Here is a 12579-nt window from a genome sequence, read left to right as displayed (position 1 = left end):
CGCGATCCTCTGCGGGGATCCGGCTCCGCCGGTCCCCGGGCGGAACCGGTGCGCTCCGCGCCCCGGTTCCGCTAAAAGCGCCAGCTATAGGGGTAGTGGCGGGGCGTCAAGTAGTGCAGGGACCCTGGGAGCGGTCCTGGGAGCCCTGGTGTGCCTACCCGCTTGACGCTCCGTCAAATGTGACTACACGAACCTCAGGATCGAACACTTTCCACCATCTTGGCAGCTCGCGTGCGTCACTCTAGTTGGGCAGATAGATTCTGGGATAATTGCTGAGTGACTCCCCTGCTCGTGGCCGGGGACTGAATCGTCTCAAGGCGTGCCAGTGAATTGGTGCGGGAAATTTGGTGTGGAATGGCGCGTGTGAGTCTTCGTCCGCATCAGGTTGAGGCGGTGGATTCGGTGCTTCGGAGTCTTTCGGAGCAGTCGGGTAAGGGAGTTCCTCTTGAGGGGTTGAGGGCTCAGGTCATTGCCGCCACCGGGTCCGGGAAGACTCTGATTGGTGTGGAGGTGGCGAACCGTCTGTCGGCGCGCAGGGTGCTGGTGTTGGTGCCGACGTTGGATCTGCTGCTGCAGATGGCGGCCGCGTGGCGTCGGGGCGGCCGGCATGGGGCGATGGTCGGGGTGTGTTCGCTGCGGGGTGCGGACAGTCAGGGTGTGCCGTGTACGACGGATCCGGATGAGTTGGTGGCGTGGACGGCCGGGCCGGAGACGGTGACGGTGTTCGCGACGTACGCCTCGGTCGGTATGGGCACGGTGCAGCGGGCGCATGCGGCGGGGTTGCCGGTGTGGGACCTGATGGTGGTGGACGAGGCGCACCGCACCAGTGGGGATGCGGGCAGGCCGTGGGCGGCCGTGCACGACCAGGCGCAGGTGCCGGCGGTGCGGCGGTTGTATATGACGGCGACGGCGCGGGTGTGGGAGGCCGAGGGGGATCGTCCGCGGCTGGTGGCCTCGATGGATGAGGACTCCCCCGTGTTCGGGCCGGTGGCGTACAAGTTGAAGTTGTCGGAGGCGATCCGGTTGGGGTTGGTGGCGCCGTATCAGGTGCTGTGCCTCGACATCCGCGACCCTGAGCTCCACGCGGCGCTGGCCACCACGGAGACGATCGCGGCTGGCTCCGACGTGGTGCGGGGGGCCCGGTTGGTGGCGGTGCAGGCCGGGTTGATGCGTGCTGCGGTCGAGGAGCGGGTAGGGCGCGTGTTGTCCTTCCACAGTCGGGTCAGTGAGGCGGAGGCGATGGCCGCCGCCCTGCCGGCCGTCGCCGGCCGACTTGCCGCCGACGCTCCCGATACCTTCCCGCCGGCCGAGCAGGTGTGGGCGGGCTGGCTCTATGGCGAGCACCCGCCGGCCCGGCGGCGTCAGGTGTTGGAGGAGTTCGCTTCCGACTTCCTTGGCGGGAGGGAGTTCGCGGGGCGGGATGTGCCTGCGAAATTGCGGGTGTTGTCCTCCGTGCGGGTTTTGGGAGAAGGGGTGGATACGGCTGAGTGTGATGCGGTGCTTTTCGCGGACGCACGCGGGTCCATGGTCGATATCGTGCAAATGGTCGGGCGGGCGCTGCGTATGGAGCCGGGGGCGGGAAAAATCGCCACGCTGATCGTTCCCGTGTTCCTCGGGTCGGATGAGAGTCCGAACGAATTGCTGACCTCGGACGCCTACGGCACCCTCGCGAAGATCCTCGGAGCCCTGCGGGCGCACGACACCGAGACGATCGAGAGGCTCGCTGATCCCCGCGTGCGCAGCGGCCGGCCCGAGAGCGCCTGGGCGGGTGAACAGGCCGAGGTGTCTGGCGAGTTGGACGGCGGTGAGGAGGGTGTCGAGGACGACGGCCGTGGCTGGGACCTCGCGCGGGTGGGTGCGGCGGCGGCCGGTGTACTGCGGTTCAGCGAAGAGCGCGACGCGGCCGTGCTCGCCCAGTTCGTGCGGCTGCGGGTCATCGACCCCGAGGGCACCTACTGGCGGCGTGGCATTGAAGCCGCTTCGCGGTGGCTGCGCGAGACTGGCAACACCGAGCTGCGGGTGCCGTACGTGTACGTCACCCCGAAGGACTGGGGCGCGGTCGGCTCCCATCCGCTGGGGGTGTTCATCGCTGATCAGCGCCGCTACTACGCGGCCGGCACTCTCGAGGCCGGCCGGGTGGCCGAGCTGGAGGCGCTGGGCATGGTGTGGTCGGTGCAGGCTTCCGCGTGGGAGGCCGGGCTGGCCGTGGCACGGTCGTACGCGGACGCGCACGGGCACTTCCTGCCGCCGGCCACTGCCGTGTGGGGCGGGGACGGGTTCCCGATCGGGGTATGGGCCAAAAATCAGCGCGCAGCGGCCCGTAAGACCCGTGAGAACGCCGCACGACGCGAGGCCGGGGAAACGGGCCTCTCGTACGCCGGGGAGCTGTCGCAGGAGCGTATGGAAGCACTGGACGAGATTGATCCCGGGTGGGCCCCGCAAGGGTGGGACGTGGCCTGGCAACGCTGTTACCGGCTCGCTCTCGCCCACGTCCGCGCCGGCGGTACCCTGCCCGCGGCGGCAGGTGAGCTCATCGTCCAGGGCGAAGACCTCGGAGCCTGGATCAGCGCGCAGCGGGCCGGATGGGAGCAGCTGGTGCCGGCGCAGCGGTTCCTGCTGGAGAGCATCGGTGTCGCCCCCGCGGGTGGGGGTGAAGCGGCGGGGTCTGGTCGGCGTAGCCGGGACGAGCGGTGGGTCACTCACCTCACCGCGGCCCGAAAGTTCCATACGCGTGAAGGCCATCTTCGGGTGCCCCGCAAGCACGTCGAAACGATCCGGGTGGGCGGAGACGGCGAGGACGGCCAGGAGACGATCGTGAAGCTCGGAGCCTGGATCGACAACACCCGCAGGCGCGCCGCCAAGCTCAGCCCACAACGCCGCGCCGACCTGGACGCGTTGGGCATGCGCTGGTGAGCGTGACCTCGCAGAGCCTGCTGGCGTTGCACAGGAGGCGCAGTTGATGCCCGTCCCCCGCGCTCTTCTGCGACTTTCAGAGGGCCCGTTGCGCACCGACAGCGGGCCCTGTCTCGTGGGGGGCCCTGGGCCATTGCCTGGTGTGTTGCAGCGGGTCATGGTCATGCCGGACAGCTGTCAGCTGTGCGCGTGGTCAGAGGGCGGGTTGGGGAAGCTCCCCGACGTGTACCTTCACGACCTTTACGTGTGTGCATCCGGCGGCTTTGAGGGCGCGTTGGCGCCGGTTGGCGGCCTGCTTGTCGAAGACGCCGGCGGACGCCTGGACGGCGCCGTCGGGGTCGGTCCACGTCAAGCCGTAGCGTCGCACTGCTGTCGTCATGAACCCGATCCTCTCCACTCACAGCAGGTCTCGAACACCATACGGACGGGGCGCCGGTCCTTACGCGTCAGCGGCTTTCCATGCAACCGCGCCGAGTGTAGGTTCGGCCGCTTCGTTAGCAGGAGGTCCTGCTGAGACTGCGGATTCCGCGTCGCATGAGCAGTGTGTCGATCGGCTGATCTTTAGCAATTCGCCTGGCCCGCCGGGAGCATCGTGGAGTGGGGCCCGGTCCGACTGGCGCTGTTCAGTCGGCAGTCTCGATCCGCTCCGGGGCGATGCCCAGGATGAGCTTCTCCAGCGCCTCCTGGGCGCCGCCGAACGTAGCCAGCCAGGTCTCGACCAGGTAGATCTCGCTGTTCTCGTCGATGCCGAGGAAGAATCTGCCCTCATCAAGTTCGCCGAGGGGGAAGACGGCGCGCCCGATGGTGCGACTCCAGTCGGCGAAGCGGTCTTCCTCGCCGATCAGGTTGTCCGGGTCGAAGTTGAAAGGGGTCTTGGCGCAGGTGATCCCGGGGCCGCTGGCCTGGACGTCCAGGCCACCGAACTCCGCCAAGAAGGCTTCAGCGGCAACGTGCATGCGGACCAGGCCGGTCTTCTCGAGCGCCTTGCGCCAGTGGTCCGTCGAGACGTGCCGTCCCGGCCGCCAGCCTGCTGAGCACAGTGTCTCCTCGATCACGCCAGTTCCCCGTAGATACGTCGCCGCCGCATCGACCCATGCCTTGTCCACCGACACGTCTTCTGGCCAGCCAGGCCGCCAGCCCGCCTGCCAACGGGCGAAGTCGTCACGCAGGAACCGCGGGTCCACCGGCTTGAGTCGCACCTGCGGTCGCTCGTCGGCCCACCAGACCTCGAACTCGGCCTCTGTTCCCTGGCAGGGCCAGCGCTCAGCATCCGTCGGCAGAAGCAGGACGTCGACGAAGCCGCTGACAGGAAGACCGATGTCAACAAAGATCCCGATCGCACCCGGTCTCGGGACTGCCGTCACCGTCCCCCGGAACTTCTGCCCGAATCGCAGACTGGCACGGGCCCGAATCCACTCTTCAGCGCTGACCACCCGGACATCCTGGCATCCCGCTCTCCGAAGCAGGGCTCGTTGGGCAAGGAAATCGGTGGGTCAGGGTGCACTGGGGCGGCAGGGTGGGACGTTCCCAGGACTGACCACCACCGACCGCAGGTGCTGCTAACGCGATCCGGAAGATTGCTAGTCCACTGCTAGAGATCGACCGACACTGCTAACGCCGACCGGGGAACCTACACCGGGGTGCGGGTAAATCCCTGCAGCCGCTTCCCGGATGGCATACGGTGAATGCACCGACGCGGGGTGGAGCAGCTCGGTAGCTCGCTGGGCTCATAACCCAGAGGTCGCGTGGTTCAAATCCCGCCCCCGCTACCACATCCGGCCCCCTCCCCCGGCATTCCGCCGCCAGGGAGGGGGCCGGAGCCGTATCCGGTCCGGCGCACCCGCTGCCGGTGTGGCATGGCCGCGGATGCCTGACCGCCTCAACGGGCGGCCTCTCATCGAGGATGCGGCGTGCACAAGCCCGCTGGCGCCTAGCCGACCATGCGCAGTTGTCGCTGGCCGTGATGCAGCTGTCGCAGCAGGCCGGGCGCTCGGTGGTCCCTGGAGTCGGCCTGGGCAGCTCGCTGCGTGCCGGGCTCGGCCCCCGTCAGCGCGGCCAGGTGAGCCAGCACCTGTCGGCTCCCGCGCCCGGCCGTGGAACTGTCTGCGGCGTACTTGACCTGCATGTAAGTGTGCGGCGCCGTCTTGCGGTACAGGACGACGTCATCCACGTTTCCCACGCCGTCGACCTCGACCCCAACCGCCACCACCGCATTCGGCGCCCGCAACTCCGCATCCCGCACCGCCGTGACACACCTCTGCCACGCCACCAGCCGCTGATACCGGTCACCAGCGATAACGAACACCCGTCGAACTCGGGGCAGGCAGGTCAGGCACCGAACGCGCTCTCCCACTCAAACAGCCACATCAAGAGGGCCGCACCGGAGTCCATCGGGCCCCTGAAGTACATCCTGCGCCATCGCACAAGCACGGAGCGGCGTCGGTGCAGGACCATGTGGCCACTGCCCTGCCGGAACTGCTACCAGCGGCGCAGGTCCTTGATCAGCTGCTCGTACCATTGCCGATGGTGCCCGTCGGCGTCGGAGGGTTTGCTGCCGAGGGCGGCGACCTGGTCGGTGACGTCGTAGGTGAGGCGGTGCAGCAGAACCTGGGTGGCGGTATCGAGCCACTGCTCGGTGCCGCTCGCAGGCGGGGCTGATCCGAGCACGATGACGAACCAGGTGGGCAGCAGGGCGCGGCCGCGGACGGCGTCGGACAGCCGGCTGCGCAGGACTCCGGTGAGCTGTTTCTCGGGCCTTGTACCCGCCGTCATCACGGCCTGGTTGTCCGTGCGGGTACTTGTCGCCATGACCGGCCAGGGACTTGGGTCGGTTGGCAGTCACCTCAAGGTTCTCCATGACGCTTGTCTGGTCCAGCGCCGACGAGATGGGCGGAGAGTCCTATATCGCCGAACCCACGTAGGCGATGTGGTGGTCAAGGCTTCAGAACGGTGAGTTGTGGAACGGTGATCAACCATGCGGCGGTGAACCACTCCGGGCCTGCTGGAAGTTCTGAAGTGGCCTGGTCCTGGTGGAGCCATCTTGCTGGACAGATGATGTTTCAATTCCTCAAGGAGGCCTCTGTGTCTCGCAGTTGCCCGCGGATGATCTACGTCTGGCCCCGTCGGTATCTCATCGGCATTGGACGGTTGCCCGGACCAGCCAGCGAGGTCCAGCCGAACTCGTAGCCGCACGGCGACGGGCTCGCCGGACCGGAGGCAGAACTGAGCTGCCCCGGTCCGTGGAGTTGGAGGCTACGGCATGAGGGCCCGCACCCTGGTGACTGCGAAGACCAATCCGACGACGGTGAGCAGCGCTCCTGTGGCGCGTTGAGCGGCAGGCTGCGCCGGGGACGGTGTTATCCGGCGCAGCCGCTGCGGCAGCTGATCGCGCTCCGCCGACAGGAGGTGGTGAAGGCGGGTCGCCATCCCCCGGTAGTCCATGGCCCGCAAGACTCCGAAGTTCAGGGCAAGAAGCCCGAACGCGGTGAGCACCAACGCTGCCATCGGATCCCGACCGTCAGACGACATTTCGCAGCCAGCCGTGCGTGTCGGCGACCCGCCCGTACTGGATGTTCAGTATCAGCTCACGAAGCGCCGACGTCACCTTGCCGGGCTCCCCTCCGCCGATCGTGAATGCGTAGCCTTCGGCCTTGATGTCCGTGACTGGCGTGATGACCGCGGCGGTACCCGCCGCGAACACCTCCGTCACGGTCCCGTCGGCGAGCCCGGCGCGCAGTTCCGCGAGGGGAACGGCCCGCTCGACCGGCGTCAGGCCCAACTCGGGGGCCAGCGTCAGGACGGTGTCGCGGGTGACCCCTGCAAGGATGGTGCCGAGCGCCGGCGTCACCAGCTCGCCTCTGGCGGTGACGAGGAAGAGGTTCATGGCGCCGGACTCCTCGATACAGGCCTCCTCGCCCACGCCGTCCAGGTAGAGGACCTGATCGCAGCCGTGTCGCTCCGCCTCGGCCTGGGCCGCCAGGCTCGCGCCGTAGTTGCCCCCGCACTTTGCGGCGCCAGTGCCGCCGGCGGCCGCGCGGGTGTAGGAGGTGCTCACCCACAGGCTCACACCACCGGGGGCGAAGTACGGCTGCGAGGGACAGGCGATGACCGAGTACACGACCCGCCTGGACGGTCGCACGCCGAGGAATGCCTCTGCGGCGAACATGAACGGCCTGAGGTAAAGACTCTTCTCTCCCGTGGCCACCGGTACCCACGGCTCGTCGGCCCGGACAAGTGCTTCGATGCTCGCGAGGAAGTCCTGCTCCGGCAGCTGCGGCAGCCTCATCCGCTCTGCGGACCGCCTGAAGCGACGTGCGTTGCTTTCGGGCCGGAACAGCCAGACGCTTCCGTCAGCGTGCCGGTACGCCTTCAGCCCCTCGAAGATTTCCTGGGCATAGTGCAGCACCGCCGCGCTGGGGTGGACGGAGAACGGCTGGAGCGCCTGGACCCTGCGATCGTGCCAGCCGGCCTCCGCCGTCCAGCTGGCGAAGGCCATGTGATCGGTGAAGTGCAGGCCGAATCCGGGTGCGTCAAGGATGGCGGCACGCTGGTCATCGGGCAGCGGGCTGGCTGTGCGCATCAGTGGGAACGATGAAACCATGATCGAATCCTCTTGTCGGCAGGCTGCCGAGACCTGTCCCGGGGACGGTCGGAAGCGGCGGTGGTGGGGAGGGTCAGACGTCGGCCAAGAGCACCGCAGGATGTTCCACACAGTCCGCGACGTAGCGCAGGAAGCCGCCGGCGACGCCTCCGTCGCAGACCCGGTGATCGAAAGTGAGGGAGAGCTGGGCGACCTTGCGCACGGCGAGCGCGCCGTCGACCACCCAAGGCTTGTCGACGATGCGGCCGACGCCGAGGATCGCGGCCTCGGGGTGGTTGATGAGCGGCGTCGAGCCGTCGACGCCGAACACGCCGTAGTTGTTGAGCGTGAACGTGCTGCCGGTAAGGGCCTTCGGCGGCAGCCCGCCGGAGCGTGCGAGTCTGGTCAGCGTGGCGAGTTCGTCGGCCAGTTCGGCCGTCGTCTTCCGGTGGGCTTCACGCACGACGGGCACCATCAGGCCGCGTTCGGTCTGCGCGGCCAAGCCCAGGTGAATGTCGGAGAGGCGGACGATCTCGCCGCGTTCCACGTCCACCGTCGAGTTGAGCTCCGGGTATTTGCGGAGCCCCGCGATGCAGAAACGGGCCAGCAACGCCAGCAAGCCGATCTGCCGCGTCGGATCGGCGGCCCGAAGGACCTCTCTGGCCTCCACCAGAACGGTGGCGTCCACGTCGACCCAGGTGGTGGCGTGCGGGATCGCGCTGCTGCGGGCCAGCTTCTCCGCCACGGCCCTGCGCAGGCCCCGCAGCGGTACGCGCTCGTCGGCAGCGGCCCCTCCCGCCTCCGTCGCGCGCCGTTTGGCGGGCCGTGCGTTCGCCGCTATGGCCTGCTCGACGTCACAGCGCAGGATCACTCCGTGCACCCCGCTCGGTACGACCGTGCTCAGGTCCACGCCGTGTCGCCGTGCCAGTACACGGACCAGCGGGGAGATCACCAACGGCGCGGCCGCCGGGTCGGTGCCGCGGTCCTCGGCCCGGGAGGACGTTGTTACCGTCGGTGCGGCCGACACCCCGGCCCGACGGCCGCGCCGGGTACCAGCCGGACTCGTCCCGTAGCCGACAAGGACGTTGCCGCTCCCGGCCGGGGCGTCTTCGCCGTGCTGTTCCGCAGTCGGCGCGGTGGCCTCGGCGCCGCTCACGGAGATCAGCGGGGCTCCCACGGGGAGCACGGCACCGACGTCGGCGTGCAATTCCAGCACGGTTCCGGCGTACGGCACGGGCACCTCGACGACGGCCTTGGCCGTCTCGACCTCGATGACCACCTGGTCGACTCCGACGCGTTCGCCCGGAGCCACCCGCCAGGCGACGATCTCCGCCTCGGTCAACCCTTCACCGAGATCGGGCAGCCGGAACACCCTGGCCTCGCGCACGGCTGTCATGAGGCCTCCGGTGCGAGGTGCCGGGTGTCGGGCCGGTCGTCGAACTGCAGCCGGTGGATCGCGTCCAGCACCCGGTCCACTCCCGGCAGGTACGCGTGCTCCAGCTTCGGCGGCGGGTACGGGACGTCAAAGCCGGCGACCCGTACCACCGGGGCCGCCAGCGAGTGGAAGCAACGCTCCTGCACCCGCGCCACGATCTCGGCACCCACGCCCGCGAAGCCCGGCGCCTCCTGGACGACCACACAGCGCCCCGTTCGCCGCACCGACGCCGTCACCGTCTCGTCGTCGAAGGGAACCAGCGTGCGCAGGTCCAACACCTCGACGTCGATGCCGTCCCGTGCCGCCTCCGCCGCGGCGTCGAGCGCGACCGGAACGGAGGGGCCGTACGCGAGCAGGGTGGCGTTCCGGCCTGGGCGCCGGATCACCGCCCGCCCGGTCGGCGCAGCGCCCCGCCAAGCCAGGTCGGCGTCCCCCTTGGACCAGTACAACTTCTTCGGTTCCAGGAACACCACCGGGTCCGGGTCGCGCACCGCGTCCCGCAAGAGCCAGTAGGCATCCTCGACCGTGGCCGGCGTGACCACCTTCAGGCCGGGGGTGTGGACGTAGTACGCCTCGCTAGAGTCGCTGTGGTGCTCGACGCCGCCGATCCCTCCGCCGTAGGGAACGCGGATCACCATCGGCAGCGGCACACGCCCCCGGGTGCGGTTGCGCATCTTTGCCACATGCGAGGCGATCTGCTCGAACGCCGGATACGCGAAGGCGTCAAACTGGAGTTCTACGACCGGTCGGAACCCGCCCATGGCCAGGCCGACCGCGAATCCCACGAGCCCTGACTCGGCCAGCGGCGTGTCGAAGCAGCGCTGCTCACCGAATTCGTCCCGCAGTCCGTCGGTGATGCGGAAGACACCGCCGAGGCGGCCCACGTCTTCCCCGAAGGTCAGCACGCGGTCGTTTTCGCTCAGCGCGTCCCGCAGCGCCGCGTTGAGGGCCTGCGCCATCGTCACCGTACCCACGTCAGGCCTCCGTGCCCTTTGCTTCGGTCTCAAGCAAGCGCCGCTGCTCCTTCAGCTGGGGTGTCGGGTGGGCATAGACGTGGTCGAACATCTCAAGCACGTCCGACGGGCCGTCCAGCTCGATCCTGGCCCGCAGGTCCGCCGCCAGCGCCTCGGCTTCCGCCTGCGCTACGTCGATGTCCTGATCGGTCAGCGTCCCGCGCGCCCGCAGCCACGTCTGGAGCCGGGGCAGTGGGTCCGCGCCGGCCCACCGGCGTACCTCCTCCTCGTCCCGGTAGCGGCCCGGGTCGTCGGCGTTGGTGTGGCCGTCCAGACGATAGGTGTGGGCCTCGACGAGGAAGGGACCGTGCCCGGAGCGCGCATGTTCCACTGCCTCGTCCAGCACTGCCAGCACGGCCACCAGGTCGTTGCCGTCGACCTGCTCGGAGCGCACCCCGTATCCGACTCCCTTGTACGCGAGGGCCGGTGCCGCGGTCTGCTCCGTGAGCGGTACGGAGATCGCGTACTGGTTGTTCTGGATGAGGAAGACCACGGGGGCGCCGAAGACCGCGGCGAAGTTCAGCGCCTCGTGGAAGTCGCCCTCGCTCGTTCCCCCGTCCCCCACGAAGGCCATCACCACGCCGTCCTCGCCCTTGCGCCGCAGGGCGTCCGCCATCCCGACCGCGTGCAGCAACTGCGTGGCCAGCGGTGTGCACAGGGGCGCCACCCGGGTCGCCACGGGGTCGTATCCGCAGTGCCAGTCACCGCGCAGCAGGGTCAGGACGTCCACCGGGTCCACGCCGCGCGACACCACGGCCGCCGTGTCGCGGTAGGTGGGGAAGAGCCAGTCCTGCTGCCGCAGCGCCAGGACCCCGGCGACCTGACAGGCTTCCTGCCCCCGGCTCGACGGGTAGACGGCGAGCCGCCCCTGCCGGGTCAGAGCGCTCGCCTGCTGGTCGAACCGCCGTGCCACGACCATCCGGCGGTAGGCCTCGCCCAGCCTTTCGTCGGAGGGGGCGGCATACCCCGAGGGCGCGTCGGCCGCGGTTCCCGCCTCGGTGACGAACCGCACCGGCACGGCCGAGGGCAGCAGTTCGTCCGGCGCCGGTCGCGGACCGTTGAGGTACGCGTCGGCTGTGATCGACATGGGGATGCTCGCTTTCTCTACGGTTCAGGGGCGGCCGGGCATGTCCTACGGGCGGACCGCGCCGGGCTCAGGTGCTTCCCCGGCCCGTTCGGGCCGCGCGCTCTCCAACGCGCCGCCCGGCCTCCTGTTGATCCAGGTGCGCTCCAACTTGGCCACCACGTCGGGGCTGTGCATCCGGGCCGACTGCTCCAGGGCATACCGGCTCATGTACGTGCGGAAGAGGTCGTCGGACTCCTCGGCCAGGTGCAGCATGCGGCGGTTGGCGGGAACCGCGGGGTCGGCGAGGCGCTCGGTCGACGCTGCCACGGCCCCGTCGACCGCTTCCGGCGCGACGACCTCGTCGCACAGCTCCCGGGCCTCGGGGTTGGTGGCCGCGACCTTCTCACCGAAGAAGATCAGCCGCTCCGCCATGCGCCGCCCGACCACGCGTCCGAGGCGCAGGTTGGCCGCGCCGGGGATGATGCCCTCCGCGAGCGCGGGAAGCGAGAAGTAGGCGTCGGTCCCGGCGACCACCCGGTCGAGGACCAGTGCCACCTGGGTGGCGCCTCCGATGGCGAAGGTGTCGATGGCGCCCACCCACGGCTTGCCGCCCGGTAGGTGGAGCAGGTCGTCCGCCGGGCCGTGGTGCAGGCCGTGGATCAGCTTGCGGATGTACCCCAGCTCACGGCGGAGCATGAAGTCGATGAACGATATCTGCCCGGTGTAGAGGTGGGTGAGGTTGATGCCGGCGCCGAAGGCGCGTCGGCCGCTGTACCGGGGATGGGACAGGACGCTGCCGCGCAGCACGCCCACCGACACCGCGTCGTCGAGGAGGGCGAGGTCGACGGCCGTCTCCAGGGCCTCGACCACCGCGTCGTCCTCCGCGTTGAGGACGTCCTGATTGCAGATGGTCACCTCGGCCACGAAGCCGTCGCGGCGGATCACCGCCTGGCCAAGGTCCACATGGCCGGTCCTGTGGAACTCGGGGAGCAGGTCGAGCGCGCGCGGGGTCGGCGCCAGCATGGACCGCAGGAGGTGTTCGCCCGTCTCCCGTCGGTCGAGAAGGTGCGCAAAGAGGATTCCCTGGTCGACTTCCCCGCCCGACTTCTCGGCTTGCGGCAGTCGGCGGTCGGCGGACACCTGCGCGCGGGTGGGGACCAGGCCCGGGTAGTTCTCCGCCGCGGTGAACGCCAGTTCGGCCAGGCGGACCTGGCGGTTGCGGCCTTCGGTGAGCTCGTCGTAGAGGTGTCCGGTGTGCACCTTGAGGAAGGCGCGCCGGGCGCGCCGTGCGGCCTGCTCGACCCGGTCGACGTCGCCGCGTTCGGCGGGAGAGCGATCGGCCCGCGGCGGCATGGCCGCAATCAACTCGGCGCAGGCTTCGGTGTAGGTGCTCAGCAGGCGCGCGTCCGCTGCGGCGCCACCGCGGAACAGCGGGAACGCGGGCAGTCGGCTGTCCATCGCGCCGGACAGCTGCGGCGCCTCAGGTGATCGGGTTGACACGGCTGTGTCCATACCGGGTTTTCTCCTCATCGTTGTCGTCGCGGCGGAATGTTCCTCGCGCCCGTCACGCACG

The 12579-nt window shown here is 69.3% G+C and carries 11 protein-coding genes and 1 tRNA gene; 2 read left to right on the top strand and 10 right to left on the bottom strand.

Annotated elements, in window-relative coordinates; all coding sequences use genetic code 11:
* The first annotated feature begins 354 nt into the window (after positions 1–354).
* On the top strand, positions 355–2913 hold the full coding sequence (locus tag ACFY1U_RS48940; protein ID WP_390700579.1) for a Helicase associated domain protein: 2559 nt from the start codon (positions 355–357) through the stop codon (positions 2911–2913).
* A gap of 193 nt (positions 2914–3106) precedes the next feature.
* Here ACFY1U_RS48940 and ACFY1U_RS48935 read toward each other — a convergent pair whose 3' ends face one another.
* Both ACFY1U_RS48935 and ACFY1U_RS48930 read right to left on the bottom strand, forming a co-directional pair.
* Positions 3107–3292, bottom strand: coding sequence for a hypothetical protein (locus tag ACFY1U_RS48935; protein WP_390700578.1), 186 nt, complete (start codon positions 3290–3292; stop codon positions 3107–3109).
* A gap of 244 nt (positions 3293–3536) precedes the next feature.
* Entirely contained in the window at positions 3537–4346 is an 810-nt protein-coding gene (locus ACFY1U_RS48930) for an SUKH-3 domain-containing protein (RefSeq protein ID WP_390700577.1), read from the bottom strand.
* 261 nt (positions 4347–4607) lie between these two features.
* Between ACFY1U_RS48930 and ACFY1U_RS48925 the strand changes: the two genes are divergently transcribed.
* Positions 4608–4685: transfer RNA gene (locus ACFY1U_RS48925), tRNA-Met, on the top strand.
* 158 nt (positions 4686–4843) lie between these two features.
* Here ACFY1U_RS48925 and ACFY1U_RS48920 read toward each other — a convergent pair.
* The 8 genes from ACFY1U_RS48920 to ACFY1U_RS48885 form a co-directional block, all read right to left on the bottom strand.
* Positions 4844–5218: a hypothetical protein gene (locus ACFY1U_RS48920; RefSeq protein ID WP_390700576.1), complete on the bottom strand. Its 375-nt coding sequence runs from the start codon at positions 5216–5218 to the stop codon at positions 4844–4846.
* A gap of 173 nt (positions 5219–5391) precedes the next feature.
* Positions 5392–5721: a hypothetical protein gene (locus ACFY1U_RS48915; RefSeq protein ID WP_390700575.1), complete on the bottom strand. Its 330-nt coding sequence runs from the start codon at positions 5719–5721 to the stop codon at positions 5392–5394.
* A gap of 444 nt (positions 5722–6165) precedes the next feature.
* Complete coding sequence (locus ACFY1U_RS48910) at positions 6166–6417, bottom strand: hypothetical protein (RefSeq protein ID WP_390700574.1); 252 nt, start codon at positions 6415–6417, stop codon at positions 6166–6168.
* A 13-nt stretch (positions 6418–6430) separates the two neighbouring features.
* Positions 6431–7513, bottom strand: a complete 1083-nt coding sequence (locus ACFY1U_RS48905; RefSeq protein WP_390700573.1) for a branched-chain amino acid aminotransferase — start codon at positions 7511–7513, stop codon at positions 6431–6433.
* A 73-nt stretch (positions 7514–7586) separates the two neighbouring features.
* On the bottom strand, positions 7587–8888 hold the full coding sequence (locus tag ACFY1U_RS48900) for a dihydrolipoamide acetyltransferase family protein (protein ID WP_390700572.1): 1302 nt from the start codon (positions 8886–8888) through the stop codon (positions 7587–7589).
* Complete coding sequence (locus ACFY1U_RS48895; RefSeq protein ID WP_390700571.1) at positions 8885–9901, bottom strand: alpha-ketoacid dehydrogenase subunit beta; 1017 nt, start codon at positions 9899–9901, stop codon at positions 8885–8887. The genes ACFY1U_RS48900 and ACFY1U_RS48895 overlap by 4 nt, the downstream gene beginning before the upstream one ends.
* 1 nt (position 9902) lies before the next feature.
* On the bottom strand, positions 9903–11027 hold the full coding sequence (pdhA, locus tag ACFY1U_RS48890; protein ID WP_390700570.1) for a pyruvate dehydrogenase (acetyl-transferring) E1 component subunit alpha: 1125 nt from the start codon (positions 11025–11027) through the stop codon (positions 9903–9905).
* Between the two features lie 45 nt (positions 11028–11072).
* Positions 11073–12518 carry an enoyl-CoA hydratase/isomerase family protein gene (locus ACFY1U_RS48885; RefSeq protein ID WP_390700569.1) on the bottom strand — a complete coding sequence of 482 codons (1446 nt, stop codon included), beginning with the start codon at positions 12516–12518 and terminating at the stop codon, positions 11073–11075.
* Between the last annotated feature and the right edge of the window lie 61 nt (positions 12519–12579).

The organism is Streptomyces sp. NPDC001351, from assembly GCF_042896045.1.
GTDB lineage: Bacteria > Actinomycetota > Actinomycetes > Streptomycetales > Streptomycetaceae > Streptomyces.
Note: the sequence above shows the minus strand (reverse complement) of the source record. Positions and strands in the feature narration are given on the sequence as shown.

What these genes read in the sequence shown, in the direction of transcription:
- ACFY1U_RS48935 (WP_390700578.1), bottom strand. Translation starts at nt 3,292, where the DNA reads ATGACGACAGCAGTGCGACGCTACGGCTTGACGTGGACCGACCCCGAC.
- ACFY1U_RS48885 (WP_390700569.1), bottom strand. Translation starts at nt 12,518, where the DNA reads ATGGACACAGCCGTGTCAACCCGATCACCTGAGGCGCCGCAGCTGTCC.
- pdhA (WP_390700570.1), bottom strand. Translation starts at nt 11,027, where the DNA reads ATGTCGATCACAGCCGACGCGTACCTCAACGGTCCGCGACCGGCGCCG.
- ACFY1U_RS48915 (WP_390700575.1), bottom strand. Translation starts at nt 5,721, where the DNA reads ATGGCGACAAGTACCCGCACGGACAACCAGGCCGTGATGACGGCGGGT.
- ACFY1U_RS48940 (WP_390700579.1), top strand. Translation starts at nt 355, where the DNA reads ATGGCGCGTGTGAGTCTTCGTCCGCATCAGGTTGAGGCGGTGGATTCG.
- ACFY1U_RS48905 (WP_390700573.1), bottom strand. Translation starts at nt 7,513, where the DNA reads ATGGTTTCATCGTTCCCACTGATGCGCACAGCCAGCCCGCTGCCCGAT.
- ACFY1U_RS48910 (WP_390700574.1), bottom strand. Translation starts at nt 6,417, where the DNA reads ATGGCAGCGTTGGTGCTCACCGCGTTCGGGCTTCTTGCCCTGAACTTC.
- ACFY1U_RS48900 (WP_390700572.1), bottom strand. Translation starts at nt 8,888, where the DNA reads ATGACAGCCGTGCGCGAGGCCAGGGTGTTCCGGCTGCCCGATCTCGGT.